Genomic DNA, 19823 nt, shown 5'->3' with positions numbered 1-19823 from the left:
ACCTCGGTCTGTTTAGAAGTAAGCAGTTACGCCAACCCAGAAGTTACGACCTTTGTCTTTTACATTGTAGTCATCAGTAAAGCTCACCTCGCTAACAACTCCACGACCTGTTAAGTATTCGTACTCACCATCACCGTTAAGATCTGTATAGGTTGTGCTGTACGAGGTAAAATCTTCATCAAGCAAGTTGTTAACGCGGGCATTGATTTGCACGTATTCATTTACGTAAAACTGAGCACCTAAATTAAATAGGTTATAGTTTTTGTAATAAAGCGCCTGATCATGAACATTGTCCCAACCACGGTAACGATCAGAGCGGTATACACCTTGAAGATATATCTCCATGAAGTCTGTGGCTTCCCAGTTTAGGGTGATATTAGCCATGTGTTCAGCGCTGTTTGTTAGCGGTTGGCCTTTTTGTGAGCCACTTTGTTGCTCGCTATCAGTGAAAGTGTAGTTACCATTTAATGAAATGGTCTCTGTGAGTGTATATTGGCCGGCAACTTCAATACCTTGTAAATCAACTTCGTCAATATTGATTTTTTGGCTGTAGCTTTGATAACCAAGTTGGTCGTATTGACCTAAGTTAACACAAGGGCGAACATCGTTGGTTTGCTCACAGCTGAAAATGGTATCGCCACGGGCAATTTTATCTTCAAACTTGGTGTTGTAGTAGGTGATGTTAAAGTTATGCTCGCCACCTAACGAGTTCCAATAGAGTGCAACTTCAGAGTTTACACTGGTTTCTGGCTCAAGTTCAGGGTTACCGGCAAATGGGCTAGTCCCTTGGCCACCAAAGCCTGTGATGCCATCGTACAAGTCAGTCGTTTTTGGTGTTTTGTAGCCTGTGCTGATCCCACCTTTTACTGTCCACGTGTCATTAACGTTATACACACCGTATAAGCGTGGCGACACTTGGCTACCAAACACGTCATGATCATCAAAACGAGCACCCGCTGTAAGCGTAAAGTTGTCTGTCATCATCCAGTTGTCTTCAGCAAAAATAGAGTACATGTTTTGTTCTTGTACTTTACCTGCTTCATTGCTTTCTAAACCAAACACGCCGTCTTTTAGCTCGCCATCAATTAATTGACCACCCACTACAAAGTTGTGATCGCCTAATGCGCCACTCATTGGAATATCAAAACGAAGATCGTAAGTATATTGGCTACTTTCTAATGGACGTTTTGGACGTGGTAAAAACGTTTCTTCAGCAAGGTCTTTGCGTGCTTGCTCATCCATATTTGCATACTCGCCAGTACCGTCATACATTTGTTGTAACTGTAGGCGCTCTGCAACACTTAAAGGGAGTGTACGGCCATTATTTTGCGTATCTACATAAGAAACAGACGCTTTAACTTTGGCCCATTCAAGTTCTCCATCATAGCTAAGTGACCACCATTGACGGTCAAACTTTTGATTTGCTGCATAACCTGCACGAGGGTTTACTTTTCCTCTTCTGCTTGCCCAAATAGATTCAATATTATCTTTGGTACCAAGTGGGTAGGTTATGCTACCGGATTCAAGATCATAGCTTGGGCTATTATCGTAAACTTGGCTTGAATTATCATAGTCGAAACTTAAATGATGATCTTCAAATGGTGAATAGTTAATAGTAAAACCATATTGCTCATTGGTGTTATCAACAGTACGGCCACCTCTGCCAAAGCCTAAAGAGCGAGCATGAACAACTCCATTTGGATCTGTCGCAGCTTCAAAGGTAGGTGATGACGCTTGTTGCTCATAAACACTACCGCGAAAACCAAGACTTAATACATTTTCAATAAGTGGACCAGAAACGCTAATGTCTGTTGTTATGTCATCGCCAAAGCTATCGTCTTGTTGCAATGAGCGGCTAAATGAGACTGCGCCACCCCAATTAGCAGTGTGTTTTTTTGTGATGATGTTAATAACCCCACCCAGTGCATCTGCACCATAAAGGGTTGATGCTGGGCCACGTATTACTTCAACTCGTTCAATGGCATCAACAGGTGGTATATGGTTAAAGGCATTACCACCGAAATTATTAGGGTAGATGTCGCCATGGTTATTTTGGCGTTTGCCATTAATCAGTAATAGTGTGTATTCACCCGTTAGACCACGCATGCTTACACTACCTTGGCCTGTTTTGTCTCGTGTAGTTCCTACATCAATGCCTTCTAAATATTGCACTGCATCTAATACTGAAGTGAAAGCATGAGACTTAATATCTTCATTGGTGATGATGGAGATACTGGCTGGTGCTTCAGTGACTTTTTGTTCAAAGCCGGTTGCTGTAACAACCATACGTTCCATGTTTTTTTCAGGGATTTTTTCATCGGCGTGAACACAAAAGTTAGCTGCCACAGCGAGTGCGATTAAGCTAGGTTTGACTAAGTATGACATTGATTTCATCTCTTTATTATTTTACAACAATTAGGTACAACGGCGGGTATGATACAGAAAGTATAAATCTAATCAATAACTATTTTCATTTGTGTTTATGGGTATGTGTTGAAATAGAACAGCTTTTTATTTTTGGACTTCAAAACTATTGAGGTAAAGGGCAGTTTGCAGGAGGTAGATTGTTGACGCGTAATTTAGAGTCAATGTTAAGCGACCGCAAAGGCCGCTCAGGTGGTTTTAAAGTGAGGAAATAGCATTAGTACCGTCAAATAGCTCAAAGACTGTATTTTTTTGATGTGGCTTATTCGCGATATAAGTTAATACATTTGCCACATTTTCACGACTAACTTTTGCATCATCCTGGCTGTCAGGTCGCACAGTCGATATATGCATTGAGGCATTTTCGTCAGTGAGTGTGCCTGGCCTAACCACAGTGTAATGTAGTTCACTTTGTAGCAAGTGTTGATCAGCCATATGCTTGGCCACCAAATACGGTTTCAGTTCGGTGTCGATGGCCTCTGGGTTATCCGCGCCAATAGAGCTTACCATCATAAAATGCTTTATATTTTGGCGCTCTGCATAATCGACAGCTTTCTTTGCTGCCCATAAGTCAATCAATATTGTTTTATCTGCGCCTGTATTACCGCCTGAGCCTGCGGCAAAGATTACCTGATCACATCCTTCAAAAGCGTGGCTAAAATCGGCTTCAAGATCTTGCTCTACGATGGTCAAAAGGGAGCTATCTAAGTCATTTAATTTACGCTTATCTCTAACAAGGGCTACAACTTGCTGTTGTTTTGACAATAATAATTTTGATGTCATTTTACCTATTTGCCCGCTGGCACCAATGATTAACGTTTTACTCATGCTTAATTCCTTCTGATAATGTTTCTAAGTACCAATAGACCTTGGGGGAAAAATTACTTTTTAAAGGTGAGTAGAGCAATTTAAATATCCCTAACACTAAATTTGCTTTTTTAGTGTTAAAAACTGAATTTTCTTACGTTTTTAATGGCGTGCAAATAATATACTTTCAGTACGCTAATTGATGAATCTATATGTATGTCTTCGAACGAGTACCACTTAAGTTATGAGTGCTTTTTAGAACACCCGCTTTACGAGCAGGTAAGTTTGCCTAATCGTTTTATTAATGAACTTAATCAAGCTCATAAACGCTTAGCTATATTGCATGTATTGACGCATTGGTCACCCTTTTTGTTTAACTGGGACAGGGCGAGTGTGGTGTTAGCGCAACATGAAGGTTACCTTAATTTAGTGTCTGCGTTTGGGAGCGAAGCAATAGCAAATGAAATCCCATTACCGATAGATTACACCTTGGTAGGACGTGTGTTTAAAACAAAAAGATTGATCATTTGCAAGCAACTTAGCTTAAGTAAAGAGCAAGACTGTCGTATGCTCGCACAGGCTGGTTTAGTTACCTGTATGGATGCCCCTATTATTTATCAAAAACAATGCGTTGGTACACTAAATGTGGCGCGTTTTAGTGGTGAATTTACTAAACAGGAGGCGATTAAGCTATTTTACATTGCTGACTTATTGGGTTCAGCGTTGCACTTGTGTAAAGACTAGCGTTGCTTGTTTTATGAGGACTTTTTGACTACTTTTTGTTAACAGTCGATATTATAAAATGGTGTACAACATGTCTGTTTCATTTATTCCTAAAGGGTTTCATGCAATAACGCCCTACTTAATTGTCGACGGTGCGACAAAGGCGATTGAATTTTATAAAAAAGCGTTTTCAGCAAAGCTTGTTATGCAAATGCCCTTGCCTGATGGAGGTGTTGCACATGCTGAAATAAAAATTGCAGACTCTCACTTGATGCTCTCAGACATGTGTCCAGAGGCACATTTTAAAAGCCCTAGTCAGCTAGGTGGAACGCCTGTGAGTTTGATGCTTTATGTTGATGACGTCGATACGGTTTTTAATAATGCGATTAAGTTAGGTGCAAAAGAGGTGCGCCCGGTACATGATCAGTTTTATGGTGACAGAGCGGGTACATTAGAAGATCCATTTGGTCATGTTTGGACTATTGGTACTCACCAAGAAGACTTGTCCAATGAAGAGGTTAATCAACGAATGGCTGATTTTATGAGTAAAGATCAGGATGCTTAATTGCAAACTGTAGCCTTTGATTCTTGCAGTGTGTTAATAAAGAAGCCACTTAGTGTAAGTGGCTTCCATTAGAGGTAATTTCTCTAACTTATTTTATTTCGATCCATGCCATGTTCCAGTATAAACCGACTCCTGGTTCATATTGATTCGACCCTTGTGACCATTGCACGCAGTAGCCGTTGTAAGGCCAAGGCTTACATTGATACACCTTGTTATTTTTAGGCTGCAAAACCACAGTGCCAGCTTTATAACTTGCTAAACTTTCAGGAAAAATAAACTCTACGTCTGCAATTGGTTCAACAACGGGTGGAGTTGGCTCTACAGGAAGTTCAGAGTTTACAATGTTTAAATGAAACACTTTTTCATCTGTAACTCCCTCATTAGTAATATAGCTAATTGCTAAATTATAATGGCCAGTTTGTGCACTTGGGTAGTTAAGTGAAAGTTGAGATTGACCTTTAACCACTTCGTAAGCTTTAGTAACAATACTGTTATACGATTTATTTAATGTAGCTTGGATTTGTGCATCCGCATCTAAATTAACAGTAAAGTCAAAATTGACAGCGTCGTCCTCTATCGAATAGTTGTGCGATACACCTGTAACAGAAAAATCAGGCTTGGGTAACGGCGCCATTTCAAACTCAAGCTCCACAGAGCTTATTCCTGCGTTGCTCTGAGCGAAAATTTCATTTCGGCCAACAGTGATTTCTACTTCATTGTTCTCGTTAAGTTGGCCTGCTTGGATCCAAGATTGAGATGCATTAATTTTCTCAGCGAGCGCGATGGTCCAGTTTTTATTTAACCCTTCGTTCTCATTGTTAATTGTTAACACAGTTTGAAGAGATGGAATTTCTTTAGAGTCACCAAATACACGAGTTTTTACTTTATCGCCCACTTTTAAATCGCGACCTGTGACGATATCACCCACATCTTGCCAAATTGCTTTTTGTGTATCGTTGTTATCAATCATGACATCAACCACATTATAAAAGCTCATAGGAGTATCGGCGACATCCCATACACCGAGTACAACATGGTAACCAGTTCGTTCAGGTACATTGCACAGGTGGGTTAAAGTTTTTGGCGGTTGTCGGTTATACCCTTGGTACTCACAAAATGGTACTGTTTCAAACTGGTCTCTTGTTAATGGGCTATTTGGATCCCATGATGTTTTGGTTATAAAATAGCGCCAGTCTCGTGATGAGTGCGCAGCTGTAAAGCGCCAGCTAAATTCGTTTGGACCAGTTTTTATATGGCGTTTAGTCCAGCGGTTGATGGATTGATCGTCCAAAGCACCAAATGCTCTTAAGCCCGCGCTGGCGATATGACCATCAATCGGGCCTGATTGTGGGAAGCGATCGCGCCCTTCTAAACTTTGTGGCTCATACACTACATTGCCACAGTGTGTATTTTCTCTTAGGCGACATAAGTAACCGCGAGCTTCTGGTTTTGAAATATAGCCATGGGCTGATGCTTGCTGTGACACAGGTAGTAAGAGTGCTAACCCAATAGGGGTTAGGGTAAGTAGTGTTTTAGTCATTATTTTCATTGTTTTCCAAGGTAATGTTATCGTGTATCATTGTTTGTACCAATAAATGGTAATTTAGATGTGGCAATGAAACAATCACCCTTTATTATCAAAAAGCATTACCTTTAAATTATTAATTAGTTATTTAGAGTTGATTTTGGTTGGCGATAAAAAGTGGATTTTAAGCTTATTTTTTTCTAGATTGGCTTCTCGGTGCGCCGAGTTGAATAGCTAAGTGGCATACACACACGGATAGAAAAGCACTTAACCCCAGCGCACCGCCATAGCTATTAAGTAGTGGTACAAGATAATGAAATAAAAAAGAAAAAAGTATACTTGCCGAACATAAAGTGTAAAAACCGAAGCGCTTGGGTGCGCTCATCCCAATGAAAGTACCGCCAAAGAATAGCATCGAATAGAGTTCAGCATTGAGGTCTAAAAATAAAAATAAGGTGTAAGCGACAATAGATAAAGTAGCAGATGCTCTAATGGCCCCAATACGGTCATACTTGGCTAAAAAAAATGTTAAAAAAGCCCCTAATAGCGATACTAAAATTGACAGTAAGCTCATATAACAATACCTCGAGCAATGACAAAAAGTGCAATACTGACAAAGGCTATACTGCCAAGCTTTCCACCAAAACCGGTAAATAATTTTGTGCTTGTTGCGTATAACACAGCGCCAATCAAAGAAATAACGGCTAACTCCCAATACCCAGTGATCAGGCCTTCAGAGCACATTCCGGCAAAACTACCGGCATAAATTGCAGAGTGGGGATGTTGCCCATATGACTTTGGTACAGGGATAAAGCTGCCGACCAAGCCAACTAAACATGAGGAAATTAGCGGTGGAATTGCAAATTGGGTGTGAAAAATGAAGCAAAGGCTACACCCTAAATAAAAAGCAACGTATTTTAAAATAAAGAATTTAGTCATTAGAATAGAGTAAATGACGCGCCGTAATTAATCTATAAAGAGTTCATAGGTAACTGCCATTTAGCCAATATTTCCTGATATTCACCGGTCTCTTTAACCGTTTGCAGGGCATGTCTAAGCTTAAGGCTGGTTTGTTTATCAAGTTTTTTATTGGCTGCAAAATACAGTGTTGCGGGGTAGTCGTTTAAATGTACTTGTTTTTTAACTTGGCTTACATCGAACCCAGCAAGTTTTAATTCGTTTTTTAAAGTAAGCGTATTTGTTAATACAAAATCTAAACGTTGTTTAAATAGCATCTGCCATAACTGGGTATAGTGGCTAACAAGCACTAAGTTTTCGTTATCTGAAAAGCCAGCATCACGAAGGTATTGCTCGCTAGAATAACCATTAATTGTGCCTACTCTATACTCTTTGGCTTGCTCTAAATTGCCGACTTTTCCTTTAAAAGTGTTTAAGCTTATTAAATAAGCGTCTGCAAAGTATACCGCACCAATCCAATCAAATAGTTCTGAGCGCTTTGGGTTTTTTAACAATGACATCATAATAATGTCAGAATGTGTTTCGAATCGGTGATATGCCCGTGCCATTGGCATAATTTCGAATGTTCCATCAAGCTTTGCTTTATCCAACACCGCTTTTGATAAATCAACCAATGCGCCAACAACCTCGCCTTGCTCATTTGTATAATGGTAAGGGGGAAGATCTTCGGCCACAAATGTCAGTGCTAGCGCAGGGTTTTTAAAACAATTTACGATAACGAAAACAGTGGCTATGAAGTGCAAAACTTTAATCATATAGTGGTATTTACCTTAAACGAGCGTGTGCGTAAAAAAGGCTAATGTTCGTTGCCAAGCAAGCTCTGCACTGTCTTTATTGTATCGGCTAGTAGAGTCGTTATGAAAACCATGATGGGCCCCTTGGTACATATGCATTTGATAGGGTACAGTATGTGCTTTTAAGTCCATTTCATATTCAGGCCAACTGGCATTTACACGCTTATCTAGTTCGCCAAGTTGGATCAATAATGGGGCTTTGATATTTTTTCGTAGTTCTTTAGTTGCAGGAGTGCCATAAAATGGTACTCCTGCGTCAAGTAATGTTGCATCAATAGCTGCTAGGTAATTAACGATATAGCCACCAAAGCAAAAGCCAACAGCGCCAAGTTTGTTATTGCTGCGTGGGTGTGATTTTAAAAACTCTGCGGCAGCTACAAAATCATTTTGAATTTTTGCTCTGTCCATAGAGCGTTGCATTGCACGGCCTTCGTCATCATTGCCGGGGTAACCACCAAGCGGGTAGAGTGCATCAGGCGCAAATGCGATAAACCCAGCTTTTGCTAAGCGCCGAGCGACATCTTTAATATAAGGGTTTAAACCACGGTTTTCATGAATAACCAGGACGACAGGGCGCTTGCCAGCTATATTGGCCGGTTCAACGAAATAACCTTGGCCTTTATTATAACCTTTCGGTGAACTGAAAGTTTGATAGGTTGCTTTTATATCATCATCGTTAAATGAAACTTGCTCAGCTAGCACATAATTAGGCAATAAGGCTGTGGTAAGTGTCGCCATTGAATAGCCTAAAACTGCTAGCGTACCTAGCTTTTTCATAAAGGTGCGTCTATCCATCATGCCGTGAGCATATTCATCATACCAATCGAATGCTTCTTGAGGGATACGATCAGAGGCTGACTTATTCATAGAGAACTCTATAATTAACAGTGTTTACACTAATTTAACGTAGCTGTACGCAAATGTATATCAATCTATTGTCAATAACTGAATAGGTCTAATTTAATTCACTTCTACACCTTGATGCTGGGAGGCTAAATCATCTAACTCTGAACAGGTATAATCAAACCCCGTGCCATCAAATTGATAGCTTACTTTGACATCAAAGCCACCGTTAAGTAGCCTTGTTTTTACTTTCGCAATAGGCCAATCTTTGAGTTCATTTAAAAAGCGATTGGCAATTTGTGCCGATTGAAAACGATAGCGTATTTCTGAGTTCATATTGGACCTCTTGTTAGAAAAATTTTATTTGCAGTTTGTGTATTTAACTAAATTAGTCAAGTTTTTTGTAATTTTATCAATAGGGGATTACATATACGCACTAAGTGCGGTATAAGAGCGGTATGAAAACACCTAAACAAATTTTACCGCTTATTGAAGACGGTATTGTTGATGAAGTCATCAGCCAATTAATGAGTGGTAAAGAAGCCTCAGTCTATGTTGTACGCTGTGGGGAGGCTATACGCTGCGCCAAAGTTTATAAAGATGTTCAACATAGAAGCTTTAAGCAGGCTGCTAAATACCAAGAAGGTCGAAAGGTACGCAATAGTCGACGTGGCCGTGCCATGGAAAAAGGATCTAAATTTGGCCGCAAAGAGCAAGAGAGTGTGTGGCAAAATGCAGAAGTCGATGCGCTATTCACATTATCTAAAGCGGGTGTCAAAGTGCCTCAGCCTTACGGCTGTTACGATGGCGTATTGATCATGGATTTAGTTACAGATGACGACGGCGATGTAGCACCACGATTAAACGATGTCAGCATGACCGCAGAGCAAGCCATTGAAGATCATGCCACTATGGTTCATTACATTAGATTGATGTTATGTGCAGGTATTGTGCATGGTGATTTGTCTGAATTTAATGTGCTGGTGGACAGCTTCGGTCCGGTGATCATTGACTTGCCTCAAGCGGTCAATGCATCAGCGAATAATAACGCACAAGAAATGTTTTTACGCGATGTGCGTAATATGCGCCAATATTATGGTCAGTTTGCTCCTGAGATTCTTGCAACACGGTTTGGTGAAGAAATGTGGGGATTATATCAAGCGGGTGAACTCACACCTGAGACAACGCTTTATGGCGATTTAGAAGAAGATAACAGCACTGCTGATGTGGGCTCTGTGCTTGATGAAATTAAAGCGGCATTTGAACAAATGCAAGAGAACCAAGAGAGAATTAAAGCTGCTGAACAAGCTGACGACGATTAAATTCCTTATGTTCAATCCATACAAAAAAGGGGCCGACCAGCCCCTTTTTTAATTTCACCCATAAATCAGTTTATTTAGCTTGTGTAATAACAGTGTCTATTAGATGTACCACGCCATTGCTGGTGTAAATATCGGTAGTCACCACATTGCTACCAGCTACTTGTAATGAAGTTGCAGGTAAACTTACTTGCCACCAATTATCACCTACACCTTGTCCATTCGCTTGGCCCGGTGCTTCATCACCTGAATAGGTATAAAGTGGGCGACCTAAATAAGCCACTTGCATTGTGCTGTCTTGACGTTCAATAAGTGAAAGACCTGGAATATTCTCAATGCTTTGCTCTGTGCCAATAACCGGTGGCCATGTTTGAGCACAGGTATCATTACATACACTCATTGATTGCTCTAAATCAGCATTAAATACATATATGGTGGCACCAGAGTTACTTGAGCCCATGCCAGTAACAAGACGGCTGTTAGTGCTGTCATATGCAATAGTGTCTGTTTGGGTGTTAGCTGTACTGGTAAAATCAACAATACTTACAGATAAATTGTTGCCCGCAAGAGTTTCAACCATCTTACCATTTGCAGCAAATGCATTTGTTGAGCTTACTTGTGCATCTAAAACATGCTGAGTTAGTACTTGGGTTAGAGCATCGTTATCAGCTAACAGCGCATTTAATGTGTCTGCTGGAATTTTTTTGAATGCGTCGTTAGTTGGTGCAAATACAGTGAACATTTTTGTTGTATCGTTAAAAGTATCTACTAGGTTGGCTGCTTGCAACGCAGTTACTAATGTTGAAAGTGATTCAGTTTCAGTTGCAACTGTAGCGATGGTTTTAGTTGGCGTGCCCATGTCTTTTGGTGGCATTAATACTTTATTTAGAACGTGAATAACACCATTGTCAGCTGTAACGTTTGCTGCAGTAACTGCGGCATCATTAATAAACAAGGCACTATCAACATAGGACAAAGCAGCCATGTCGCCGTTCGCCATTGTTGTTTTGTTATTTTCACTTGTAGCTACGCTTACTGCCGAATCTTGAAGTACTTTCGCGTCCGCAATTAAGTGGTATTGTAAAATATTTTTAAGTGTATCTGTATCTGCTAGTAGCGCGTCGATAGTGTCTTGTCCGAGGGCTGCAAATGCTGCATCTGTGGGTGCAAATACAGTAAACGTGTTTGTTGGATCTGCTACTAGCGAATCTAAGCCTGTAGCATTAAGAGCTGCAAGCAATGTAGTGAAATTGCCGTTACTCGTAGCAACATCTGCAAGTGTGCCGTAACTTTGAGGAAGCTCAATATCACCTACAACTACAGCATCAATGACATGAATGAAACCATTAGTAGTATTGATGTCAGTCATCGTTATATTAGCACCACCAAATGTCAGAGTGTTCGTCTCGCTGTTAATAGCAATTGCTTGTTGATTACCTTGAACCGTTTCTGCGCTCTTTCCATTGAGTGACATGGCTGTTACTGAATCTACTTTAGCGGCCAAAACATGTTGTTTTAAAATGCTGGCCAGTACGTCTGGGTTGGCTAGTAATGTATTAAGCATTTTTTCACCAATGGCTTCAAATGCCGCATCTGTAGGTGCAAATACTGTAAACTCAGAAGATGAATCTGAAAGTACAGATGTAAGGTTTGTCGCTTCAAGAGCGGCTAGCAAAGTTGTAAAGTTACCAGCTTGCTGAGCAGTTTCAATAATGTTGCTAGTCGGTGCTGGTTGGTTTTCTTCGCTTGGCATTAACACAGCGTCAACGATATGTATGATGCCATTGTCAGCTGCTACATCAGCATTAGTAACAGAGCTTGTGTTGACAAGTAATGTTTCACCACTTAATGATAACGCGATTTTTTGGCCATTCACCGTTGTTACGGTTGTGCCAGCTAAACCAATAGCCGCTTCTGCATCGACAGAACCTTCTACAACGTGATAAGTCAATATCTTGCTCAATTTGTCAGTATCAGCAAGTAATGCGTTAATAGTGTCTTCGCCAAGTAAAGCAAACGCGTCATCAGTAGGTGCAAATACTGTGTATGACTTGCTTGTGTCTGCAAGTGTGTCGTCCAAGCCTGTGGCTTGCAATGCTGCAACAAGGGTAGTGAAGTTACCTGCGTTCACTGCAACATCAACAATTGTTGACTGAGATACTGTTGGGGGGGCTACTACAATTTTTTTGTCATCATCGTCATCATTACACCCTTGTAAAAACGCAAGAGTTAAAACAATAAGTAAAAGCTTTACGAACCTATCCATCTTGTGATCCTTTTAACAATTTAATTAACAATCGAATAACCTTTACGCAGTAATTGTTTAAAGTGATCATGTAGAGTTTAATTTATAATCAAAAAATATTTCTTGGTTGTATAACTTTCCTCTTTTTAGGCGTTTCATCCATTATGCATATTTACATCACACTCTAAAAAATTTACCGATTTAGATTAAAGTGGTTTATTTAAAATGTTCTTAAAATAATTAATAGTTATGTATTCTAGTTGGTTATAATAAATTTTTATTTGGCACCAGTGTTGCATCTAACTTCATGAAGTGAGCTAAACATACAAGGAAAGGCAATGTCCCTGGTTAAGAAAGCTAAACAAAAAACACGTAAATTTATAGATTCTAAACATATGCTAACGGGGATCACGGTTGCATCATTTTTAGAATCTACCATCGTACCAATTCCACTTGAAGCGGTTATGGTGCCGCTTATGCAAGCTCGCCGCGAAAAACTGTGGCTAATCGCTTTAATGGCGACGATTGGTTGTATTGTTGGTGCCTTAGTGGGTTATGCGCTGGGCTATTACTTGTTTGATTTGATTGGTGATTGGGTTATTGATACATTTTCAAGCCCCGAACAGTTTGAAAATGTTAAACAAAAAATGCAAGAGCAAGGCTTTTGGTTTGTACTGACCTTAGGGATTGTGCCAATCCCATTTCAAATTGCCATGCTGGCAGCTGGGGCTACCAAGTACTCGGTGTTGCTGTTTTTGCTGGCGACCACTATAGCTCGTTCAATTCGTTACTTTGCCCTTGCGCTGGTGGTTTACTATGCTGGCGATCAAGCAGAAAAAGTGATCAAAAAGCACAAGACTAAAGCATTGATCTTGCTATCTGCGTTAGTGTTATCCGGTTGGTGGTTGAGCACATTGTAAAGTTTATTCTTAAATATACCTGTTATGCTCTTGAGCGTGTATTAGCGTTTGCTCGATGGAGCGTTGCCAAATCGCTTTAAATGCTTTGTTGAAAAGGTATAAAAACAACAAGGGCATCAATAATAATTTTAATACCAGCAGCGAAAGTAAATTTAAGAAGTCAGTAAATAGCTCTTCTACACTAGCGAGCATGGTTTCTATGCCATTTGTTACGGCTTCGATTACTTGACTAATTTGGCCGCTTTTATCACCGGCGAGTTGCTCATTAATAGACTCTAATTGATCTTCAAAGCTATACTTTTGCTTATTAAGGCTGCGCTGTTGATGTTGTAGGTTGTCGATTTTATTTTGCTTTAACGCAATCTGATTTTGTAGTGGCTGAGCCTGCTCTAATTCAGTAAATGTGAGCTTTTCTGTCAGGCTACGTTGTTGCTGAATGGCATCAACTTGCTGTTCTAGTTGTGATATTTGTAGCCTAAGCGTGGTGACTTGTTGATGAATTTGTACTTGCTGTGAACCAAGTAATGCGAGGTTATCCAGCGTGGTTTGCTTTTCACTGTTAAGTTTGGCTGTAAGCTCATTTGATAAATCAGAAGTGGCTGTTGCAGTGTTACTGATAGAAGCAACTTTATCACTGACCTCTAGATTTTGTTGATTGATTTGGGCATCTAAAAATACCTGACTTACGACTCCAGTAGATAAAACAATGGCTGGGATCAAAAAGCGAATGAGGATGAATGTATAGATAATCTTATCGCGGAGTATCGGTAAATAATCGCGCCATAAACAAATAAAATAACCAATAATGACTGCTGTAAACACCCCACTAAAAACAATGCCAGAAGAGATTGTATATAATATTCGCTGAATGAATAGTGAGCCAATGGCTATACGCATAGCATCAGATGTGTATTCTGCTAAATCATTTATAGGATCAAGTAATTGCGCGGGTTCAATGCTGGCAATGCCAATACCCACTTCGGCTGATTGTAACAATGAAATAGCGGCATTGACGGTGCGGGCAGATGCATACACTATGCTCGATTGGAGCAACGCGTCATCTAAAAATTGCAAAATAAAATGGTTATAATGTTCAACCCAACACAGCAGCATAAGCAAAACAAAGACAGCATATTTTATATGGAATGTTTGTTTAGATTGCATAGCGCGCCTTTATGATGGGGTATGAGTTTACGCTACACTATTATTGGGTGAATAAGCAATTGTTAGGAATATTTAGGTTAGGTTAATTTTGTGCGATAAAAGCGCGAATATTCGCGCTTAGACCAGGGAAATATTGAGTTAAAATCTAGGCCAGTCGCTGCTATCCCAGTTTAACGTGCTAATAAGTAATTTAGGTACGCCATTATCACTAGCGTCATAAGCATGACGTACCATAACATCGGTGTTTAAGATATCTTGTCCGCCTGGACCTACCCATTGACTATTTCCTGTATCTAAAATGCTACCACCGCCAGAGAGCATGTCGTTACCGTTTTTATCTAAGTATGGGCCGCGAATATCGCTAGCACGCCCGTATGCAATACGGTATGTGCTATCAGTGCCATCACAGCATTTTCCTACTGAGACAAATAAATAGTAGTATCCTTGGCGATAAACAATGGTTGGTGCTTCAATACCCCCTGAGCGACTCGCTAATGAGTACATTTGACCTAGCGGTTTCATGGTCATTGGATTGACCCGCATCAGCTTAATACCCGAGTTCCAAGAGCCAAAAGCAAGCCAAGGCGCGCCATCTTCAGCAATCACAAGATCAGGGTCAATAGCATTGTAATTGTTGCTATTTGTTGTGTTGACCACCAGGCCGTCATCGCGCCAATTGCCAGTTGCAACATTACTTGCAGATGTTAAGCCGATAGCTGAAACTCGTGAACCAAACGTGGATATAGAATAATAAAGCCAGCTGCGGCCATTATAAGTTTTTAGCTCAGGTGCCCACACATCGATGCCATCATGATCAGGTACATAATTAGACCACCAGTTTAAGCCATTTGGAAAAATAGCGGCTGCATCATTCCAGTTAACACCATCATTTGACCACTTACCAGCAATACCAGGACCTGTTTGGAAAACCCACCAGTTACCATTTTCATAATTTAAAGTGGGATCGTGGCTCACTAGGCTGCCAGTTAAAGGCCAGTGATCTGCAGCACCATTGGTAGTTGATGGATCATATGGGGATGATTCAACATTCGCTAATTTATTCAGTTGCCATAACTGGGCATCACTACCGTTGTATGCCCATTGGCTTATGTTAGCGCCGTCATTTCCATTAAATTCAAATAAATCGAGGGCTTTACCGCTATTAGCATTAATAAAGCTTACGTGTCCACTGCCATTTTCATTAATTTGCCAGTGCTGTGTGGCTACACCAGAGTATTCATATTGTGCAACATTAGCACCATCTGCAGTAGACCAGTCATATACTTCCATGGCTTTGCCACTGTTTAAGTTGATCACTGAGTAGTTGTTGCCACCGACATTGGTAATGATCCAACGTTGCGTGTCATGTTGATTAGCACTCCATTGGCTCACATTTGCGCCATCACTGGTTTGCGCATTACTTACTTCGATAAGTTTGGCACTGTATTTAGACTCTATAGTGTAAACACCGTTATCAATCGCGTACGCCGCATTAGCGTAAAAGCCCGCGACGATACACGCACCTACAACTCCTTTACTGGAAAATCTCATTATGTCTCCAAATTATTGTGTGTGGATTTGGTAGCGAAGAAAGTAATTTATCATCTCGCTATTTGTAATACTTTATTATATTAATACATTTGTAAAGTTTTTGTTTTTATTTTGTTCAGCAAAAGTTAAAAAATAATGATTTAAAGTTGTTTTTGAATGGCGTTATTTGAGTAGGAAGGGGAAGTGCTTAGGGCTAGAGTACCCTAAGCAGGTTTTTATTACTGTGTAAGTTGGCCTGGGATTGGCCATTGTTGAACAAGCTCTTCGCCTTGCCATGTCTCAATGGTGACCCATAGTTTATCACCTGCAGTGATCGTTGCAGATGCAATAGCATGGGCGTGCTGGCCATGATTGGTGCCATGCATAATACCCTCATCGCCTTTTACAAACTCGCTCAATGGTAAGGGTTCAGGGCCTATATTTAGATAAGCTTGGCGGATATTGCTAATTTCACCTTGGTTAAACGCTAAATAAAAGTCTTTTACATACTCGTTGTGGTGTGAATAGGGCTGTTCCATATTTAGAGGCATTGGAGCTATTTTAAACTCACCAATGGTTTGTTCTTGCCATAAGTCAGGAAACGTTGGATTTAAAGCCTGATAAATATAAATACACGGCAAAATTAAAATGAATGCATTAAGTAGATATTTTTTGCGTTGCCACCAAGTGCTTTGTAAGCGAGCCATTAATTTGCCTCCACAGTATCGTTAATTGTTACAGTGCTTTGTTTTTTAGCTTTGACGAGTTTTTTTGAGTACATCATAAAGCCTGTAATTGACATACCACTTAAAATTAAGCCAAAAATAAACCAAATTATCTTGGTCCAAATACCGCCAATTGTGCCGTAATGTAATGGGTCGGCAATGTGTGACAGAGTTTGCAGCGTGGTCATGGTTTCAGGGCTTTTGCTTGCACCTATTGCACCTGTCCAAGGGTTTATAGAGGTAGAATATGAGTAGCCATCATAAAAAATAGTATCCCCAGCACCCATAATGCTATACATACCACGATTATGCTCAGGCAGCATGATATAGGTTGGGGTAAAGTCACTGAATTGGTTTTTGGTAATGGCAATCGCACTGTCTAAATTAATCGCTTCGGCGCTGTTAGAGCTAGGTAATTGGGCTTCACTGACTATTGGAGCATGCTCTTCTATATCAATTTCGTTATGCCACATAATAGCCTGCGCTAAATACCAAAGCCCTGTTAGGCTCATAATCGCCATAAACCAAATCGACCATACACCACTGACGGTGTGTAAGTCTTTAAGTAAGGTTTTACTGCCTTGGTTAAAACGTATTTTAGGCTGTGTAAAAGCGCGCCAGAAATTCTTATAAATAATCAAACCTGTGACTAAGGCGCCCAGTATTACTAAAGCCATTAGGCTGACTAGGTAATAACCTAAACTATAACCTTCTTGCCAAGGGAAAAATAACCAGCCATGTAAGGTACGCATAAATTCAACGAAGGAAATGGTTTGATTGATAGCCTGAACTTCACCAGTATATTGATTTACATAAGCAACAGCATAAGGTTTATCAGTGTCGGTAAAAATTATCGCGTTAACCAGGTAAGGTTCATAGCTAAGAATGCTCATGACATCGGCGCTAGGATGCTGACTTTTTAAGCTTGCAATGAGTGTGTCTTTTGATTTTTCTGGTAAATTATCTGGATTTGTAGCTCTTGCAGCTGAATTTGTTAACCACGTTAATTCGTGACTGATCACCGATACTGTTCCAGTGACACAAATAAAACAAAATAAAACCCAGATTGGTAGCGAACACCAACCATGCAACTGAAACCAAAACCGTTGGCTTACCTTCGCCATGCTAACCCCTGTATTGTAAATAGTAAGTATTATCAATTCCTTTTCGATTGTACTACTAAAGTAACAAGGAACTCAATTAGCTTTGCTAAAAGTTCCTTATACAGGAAGGTAGGGCTATTCTAAATACAGCTATTCTTTATTAAAAGTAACCACTCGCTGAGGAAACGGAATTTCAATATCAGCGCCTTGAATAGCACTATAAACACCGCCGTTAACAGCAAGTTTTGTTTCAATAATTTTCGTCGTTGGAACCCAATAACGGTAACTGATAGTAACGCCACTTTCGGCAAAGGCTTCTATGCCAACCTGTGAATGTGGGTTATCAGCCACTAAATCATGTTGAGTTAGCACGTTTTCTATCAGACTAATCGCTTGGTCAGCACTTGCATCATAGGCAATATCAATTTCACCTTTGACAAGTGAATAGTTAAATGAGTTATGAAGAATTTCACCGACAATATGTTTATTAGGAATAGTGATCTCTACTTTTTCTTCATTAATAAGCACTGTGTGACCCAATTCAATGGTTTTAACTTGCCCACTAACATTTTTGACTTCGATTGTGTCGCCAACAATAAAAGGTCGTGTAGCAATAATTGCAAGACCTGCTCCATAATTTGACAGCATGCCTTGCAGTGCTAAACCTGCACCAAGCGATGCAGCACCAATAGCTGCAACAAAAGGGGTAACACTAATACCTATTTTGCCAAGCGCTATAATGATAAACATAATTATCAATAATACTTTAACCACATTACTGACAAAGTTAGTTAAGGTGATATCAATATTGTTACGAGCCATAATACCCGCAACTACTTTAGACAGTTTTTGCGCTACCCATAATCCAAAAATGAGTATGAGTACTGCACCTACTAGTTGCATGCTGTATTTGACCAAATATTCACTGATCATTGTGTAGTATTTTTCAACTTGCTCTATTTCTGTACTGATCATGAAATGCCTATAAATAAGTAATTAAAGTTCAACTAAAGAAGGTGGGTTTATCATAGCAGAAGTTAACTGAGATAAGGATAAAGCCATGGCACAATGAGTGCGGTGAGTAGAGCACTCAACGCCATAGCAACCGATGAAAAAGCACCAATTTGCGGATGCTTATTTAACGCTGCAGCTGTTCCAATTGCATGGCACGCAGTTCCGATTGCTACCCCTTGTGCTTGGCGATTTAAAATACCGGTCCATTGTAAAATAATAAATCCAAAAAGCGCGCCTAGCAAACCAATAAAAATAACCATTGCAGCAGCCAAGGAGGCAATTCCCCCAAGCGAGTCAGTAACCATCAAGGTGATCGGTGTTGTTACTGACAAAGCGGCAACAGAGTGGGCCAGTTCCTCAGGGACCGCAAAAACGATGCTTAATAAAAAACCCACAAGTGTTGCGTTAACGATTCCGATAATACTGCTGATGAAAATAAGCAATGCACTTTTTCGAACATGTAAAAATTGTTTATACAAAGGGAGCGCGAGGGCGACAATGGCGGGTTCTAACAACCAGCTCAAAAACTGGGTGTGATAACTAAACGTTTCATAAGGTATATTAAATGTGATCAGTATTAAGGCTGAAAAAACAATTGCTAAAAATACAGGATTGGTTAGTGCAATGAAGGTTGTAGACTGACTCAGTTTATTTAAATGTTTGAGTAGAATAAACCCAGTCACAATAGCGGGTATGCATAACCACCATAAACTAATCATGCTGCGCACGTCCCTTGAACACAGCTATTATGTGGCTTATTAAGAGCAGGCTAGTTAAAGGAATTAAAATTAGGCAGGCAACTATAAACTGCCAGTGTAATGAAATTAAATTTAAATGTTCAATAAAGCCAACCCCTGCAGGAATAAAAAATAAAGGCATATAGTTCAACAAGGGAGATGCGCTATGAGTAACATGGTGTTCTTTAACAAGACCTGTTAGCAAAAGCCCTAATAATAAAAGCATACCGAGCAAAGGTGCTGGGAAGCTGCCTTGAGTGAAGTGCATAATTACTTTTGCAGCTGCGAGGCAGCCTAAAATGATTGCTATACTGAGCAAAAGTTGGGTAACTGATTTGAGTAAAAGAGTAAATGCAGACATATCAATGCTCTGAATTATTGGTTTTGCTTAAGGAAACAAAACTTAA

General features: G+C 40.0%; 20 protein-coding genes. 4 read left to right on the top strand and 16 right to left on the bottom strand.

Features of this window, described 5'->3' with window-relative positions; translation table 11 throughout:
* Nucleotides 1-12: 12 nt before the first annotated feature.
* The gene (locus tag ACHUE3_RS17090; protein WP_394193545.1) at nt 13-2385 is read right to left on the bottom strand and encodes a TonB-dependent receptor domain-containing protein; all 2373 of its coding nucleotides are present in this window, start codon (nt 2383-2385) and stop codon (nt 13-15) included.
* A 237-nt stretch (nt 2386-2622) separates the two neighbouring features.
* The gene (locus tag ACHUE3_RS17085) at nt 2623-3252 is read right to left on the bottom strand and encodes an SDR family oxidoreductase (protein ID WP_394193544.1); all 630 of its coding nucleotides are present in this window, start codon (nt 3250-3252) and stop codon (nt 2623-2625) included.
* A 195-nt stretch (nt 3253-3447) separates the two neighbouring features.
* Here ACHUE3_RS17085 and ACHUE3_RS17080 point away from each other — a divergent pair, with 195 nt between their 5' ends.
* Together ACHUE3_RS17080 and ACHUE3_RS17075 are read left to right on the top strand one after the other, a co-directional pair.
* Entirely contained in the window at nt 3448-3975 is a 528-nt protein-coding gene (locus tag ACHUE3_RS17080) for a GAF domain-containing protein (RefSeq protein WP_394193543.1), read from the top strand.
* Nucleotides 3976-4045: 70 nt separating this feature from the next.
* Nucleotides 4046-4519 (top strand): VOC family protein, encoded by a 474-nt coding sequence (locus ACHUE3_RS17075; RefSeq protein WP_394193542.1) that lies wholly within the window; start codon nt 4046-4048, stop codon nt 4517-4519.
* An 88-nt stretch (nt 4520-4607) separates the two neighbouring features.
* Here the strand turns inward: ACHUE3_RS17075 and gbpA are convergent, their stop codons facing one another.
* From gbpA to ACHUE3_RS17045, 6 genes are all read right to left on the bottom strand, one after another.
* Complete coding sequence (gene gbpA / locus ACHUE3_RS17070) at nt 4608-6068, bottom strand: N-acetylglucosamine-binding protein GbpA (RefSeq protein WP_394193541.1); 1461 nt, start codon at nt 6066-6068, stop codon at nt 4608-4610.
* A gap of 166 nt (nt 6069-6234) precedes the next feature.
* A complete protein-coding gene (locus ACHUE3_RS17065; RefSeq protein ID WP_394193540.1) occupies nt 6235-6618 on the bottom strand; it encodes a hypothetical protein in 384 nt (127 codons plus the stop codon).
* Nucleotides 6615-6983: a hypothetical protein gene (locus tag ACHUE3_RS17060; RefSeq protein WP_210114650.1), complete on the bottom strand. Its 369-nt coding sequence runs from the start codon at nt 6981-6983 to the stop codon at nt 6615-6617. The genes ACHUE3_RS17065 and ACHUE3_RS17060 overlap by 4 nt, the downstream gene beginning before the upstream one ends.
* A gap of 32 nt (nt 6984-7015) precedes the next feature.
* Nucleotides 7016-7777 carry a substrate-binding periplasmic protein gene (locus ACHUE3_RS17055; protein WP_394193539.1) on the bottom strand — a complete coding sequence of 254 codons (762 nt, stop codon included), beginning with the start codon at nt 7775-7777 and terminating at the stop codon, nt 7016-7018.
* Nucleotides 7778-7792: 15 nt separating this feature from the next.
* Nucleotides 7793-8683, bottom strand: a complete 891-nt coding sequence (locus tag ACHUE3_RS17050) for a dienelactone hydrolase family protein (protein ID WP_394193538.1) — start codon at nt 8681-8683, stop codon at nt 7793-7795.
* A 93-nt stretch (nt 8684-8776) separates the two neighbouring features.
* The gene (locus tag ACHUE3_RS17045; protein ID WP_099296575.1) at nt 8777-8995 is read right to left on the bottom strand and encodes a hypothetical protein; all 219 of its coding nucleotides are present in this window, start codon (nt 8993-8995) and stop codon (nt 8777-8779) included.
* Between the two features lie 122 nt (nt 8996-9117).
* Here ACHUE3_RS17045 and ACHUE3_RS17040 point away from each other — a divergent pair, with 122 nt between their 5' ends.
* Nucleotides 9118-9981, top strand: coding sequence for a PA4780 family RIO1-like protein kinase (locus ACHUE3_RS17040; protein WP_394193537.1), 864 nt, complete (start codon nt 9118-9120; stop codon nt 9979-9981).
* A 70-nt stretch (nt 9982-10051) separates the two neighbouring features.
* Here ACHUE3_RS17040 and ACHUE3_RS17035 read toward each other — a convergent pair whose 3' ends face one another.
* Nucleotides 10052-12244: a fasciclin domain-containing protein gene (locus tag ACHUE3_RS17035; RefSeq protein ID WP_394193536.1), complete on the bottom strand. Its 2193-nt coding sequence runs from the start codon at nt 12242-12244 to the stop codon at nt 10052-10054.
* A 317-nt stretch (nt 12245-12561) separates the two neighbouring features.
* Here ACHUE3_RS17035 and ACHUE3_RS17030 point away from each other — a divergent pair, with 317 nt between their 5' ends.
* Entirely contained in the window at nt 12562-13143 is a 582-nt protein-coding gene (locus ACHUE3_RS17030) for a YqaA family protein (protein ID WP_394193535.1), read from the top strand.
* 9 nt (nt 13144-13152) lie between these two features.
* On the opposite strand, the gene ACHUE3_RS17025 is transcribed toward ACHUE3_RS17030, so the two are convergent.
* From ACHUE3_RS17025 to ACHUE3_RS16995, 7 genes are all read right to left on the bottom strand, one after another.
* Nucleotides 13153-14307 carry a hypothetical protein gene (locus ACHUE3_RS17025; RefSeq protein ID WP_394193534.1) on the bottom strand — a complete coding sequence of 385 codons (1155 nt, stop codon included), beginning with the start codon at nt 14305-14307 and terminating at the stop codon, nt 13153-13155.
* A 138-nt stretch (nt 14308-14445) separates the two neighbouring features.
* Nucleotides 14446-15858 carry a family 43 glycosylhydrolase gene (locus tag ACHUE3_RS17020; RefSeq protein WP_394193533.1) on the bottom strand — a complete coding sequence of 471 codons (1413 nt, stop codon included), beginning with the start codon at nt 15856-15858 and terminating at the stop codon, nt 14446-14448.
* Nucleotides 15859-16076: 218 nt separating this feature from the next.
* The gene (locus ACHUE3_RS17015) at nt 16077-16544 is read right to left on the bottom strand and encodes a hypothetical protein (RefSeq protein WP_394193532.1); all 468 of its coding nucleotides are present in this window, start codon (nt 16542-16544) and stop codon (nt 16077-16079) included.
* Nucleotides 16544-17686, bottom strand: a complete 1143-nt coding sequence (locus ACHUE3_RS17010) for a PepSY-associated TM helix domain-containing protein (RefSeq protein WP_394193531.1) — start codon at nt 17684-17686, stop codon at nt 16544-16546. Before ACHUE3_RS17010 ends, ACHUE3_RS17015 begins: the two co-directional genes overlap by 1 nt.
* A gap of 129 nt (nt 17687-17815) precedes the next feature.
* The gene (locus tag ACHUE3_RS17005; protein ID WP_394193530.1) at nt 17816-18640 is read right to left on the bottom strand and encodes a mechanosensitive ion channel family protein; all 825 of its coding nucleotides are present in this window, start codon (nt 18638-18640) and stop codon (nt 17816-17818) included.
* A 62-nt stretch (nt 18641-18702) separates the two neighbouring features.
* Nucleotides 18703-19398 (bottom strand): LrgB family protein, encoded by a 696-nt coding sequence (locus tag ACHUE3_RS17000; RefSeq protein ID WP_394193529.1) that lies wholly within the window; start codon nt 19396-19398, stop codon nt 18703-18705.
* Entirely contained in the window at nt 19391-19777 is a 387-nt protein-coding gene (locus ACHUE3_RS16995; RefSeq protein ID WP_394193528.1) for a CidA/LrgA family protein, read from the bottom strand. Before ACHUE3_RS16995 ends, ACHUE3_RS17000 begins: the two co-directional genes overlap by 8 nt.
* Between the last annotated feature and the right edge of the window lie 46 nt (nt 19778-19823).

The sequence above is a fragment of the Pseudoalteromonas atlantica genome (assembly GCF_043641955.1).
GTDB lineage: Bacteria > Pseudomonadota > Gammaproteobacteria > Enterobacterales > Alteromonadaceae > Pseudoalteromonas > Pseudoalteromonas atlantica_A.
This window is presented reverse-complemented; position numbering and strand designations above follow the sequence as displayed.

Excerpts from the sequence above, each read along its gene's own strand:
- ACHUE3_RS17055 (WP_394193539.1), bottom strand. The coding sequence starts at position 7,777 with ATGATTAAAGTTTTGCACTTCATAGCCACTGTTTTCGTTATCGTAAAT.
- ACHUE3_RS17090 (WP_394193545.1), bottom strand. The coding sequence starts at position 2,385 with ATGTCATACTTAGTCAAACCTAGCTTAATCGCACTCGCTGTGGCAGCT.
- ACHUE3_RS17020 (WP_394193533.1), bottom strand. The coding sequence starts at position 15,858 with ATGAGATTTTCCAGTAAAGGAGTTGTAGGTGCGTGTATCGTCGCGGGC.
- ACHUE3_RS17025 (WP_394193534.1), bottom strand. The coding sequence starts at position 14,307 with ATGCAATCTAAACAAACATTCCATATAAAATATGCTGTCTTTGTTTTG.
- gbpA (WP_394193541.1), bottom strand. The coding sequence starts at position 6,068 with ATGAAAATAATGACTAAAACACTACTTACCCTAACCCCTATTGGGTTA.
- ACHUE3_RS17010 (WP_394193531.1), bottom strand. The coding sequence starts at position 17,686 with ATGGCGAAGGTAAGCCAACGGTTTTGGTTTCAGTTGCATGGTTGGTGT.
- ACHUE3_RS17085 (WP_394193544.1), bottom strand. The coding sequence starts at position 3,252 with ATGAGTAAAACGTTAATCATTGGTGCCAGCGGGCAAATAGGTAAAATG.
- ACHUE3_RS17040 (WP_394193537.1), top strand. The coding sequence starts at position 9,118 with ATGAAAACACCTAAACAAATTTTACCGCTTATTGAAGACGGTATTGTT.
- ACHUE3_RS17065 (WP_394193540.1), bottom strand. The coding sequence starts at position 6,618 with ATGAGCTTACTGTCAATTTTAGTATCGCTATTAGGGGCTTTTTTAACA.
- ACHUE3_RS17050 (WP_394193538.1), bottom strand. The coding sequence starts at position 8,683 with ATGAATAAGTCAGCCTCTGATCGTATCCCTCAAGAAGCATTCGATTGG.
- ACHUE3_RS16995 (WP_394193528.1), bottom strand. The coding sequence starts at position 19,777 with ATGTCTGCATTTACTCTTTTACTCAAATCAGTTACCCAACTTTTGCTC.
- ACHUE3_RS17005 (WP_394193530.1), bottom strand. The coding sequence starts at position 18,640 with ATGATCAGTACAGAAATAGAGCAAGTTGAAAAATACTACACAATGATC.
- ACHUE3_RS17075 (WP_394193542.1), top strand. The coding sequence starts at position 4,046 with ATGTCTGTTTCATTTATTCCTAAAGGGTTTCATGCAATAACGCCCTAC.
- ACHUE3_RS17000 (WP_394193529.1), bottom strand. The coding sequence starts at position 19,398 with ATGATTAGTTTATGGTGGTTATGCATACCCGCTATTGTGACTGGGTTT.
- ACHUE3_RS17035 (WP_394193536.1), bottom strand. The coding sequence starts at position 12,244 with ATGGATAGGTTCGTAAAGCTTTTACTTATTGTTTTAACTCTTGCGTTT.
- ACHUE3_RS17015 (WP_394193532.1), bottom strand. The coding sequence starts at position 16,544 with ATGGCTCGCTTACAAAGCACTTGGTGGCAACGCAAAAAATATCTACTT.
- ACHUE3_RS17030 (WP_394193535.1), top strand. The coding sequence starts at position 12,562 with ATGTCCCTGGTTAAGAAAGCTAAACAAAAAACACGTAAATTTATAGAT.
- ACHUE3_RS17060 (WP_210114650.1), bottom strand. The coding sequence starts at position 6,983 with ATGACTAAATTCTTTATTTTAAAATACGTTGCTTTTTATTTAGGGTGT.
- ACHUE3_RS17045 (WP_099296575.1), bottom strand. The coding sequence starts at position 8,995 with ATGAACTCAGAAATACGCTATCGTTTTCAATCGGCACAAATTGCCAAT.
- ACHUE3_RS17080 (WP_394193543.1), top strand. The coding sequence starts at position 3,448 with ATGTCTTCGAACGAGTACCACTTAAGTTATGAGTGCTTTTTAGAACAC.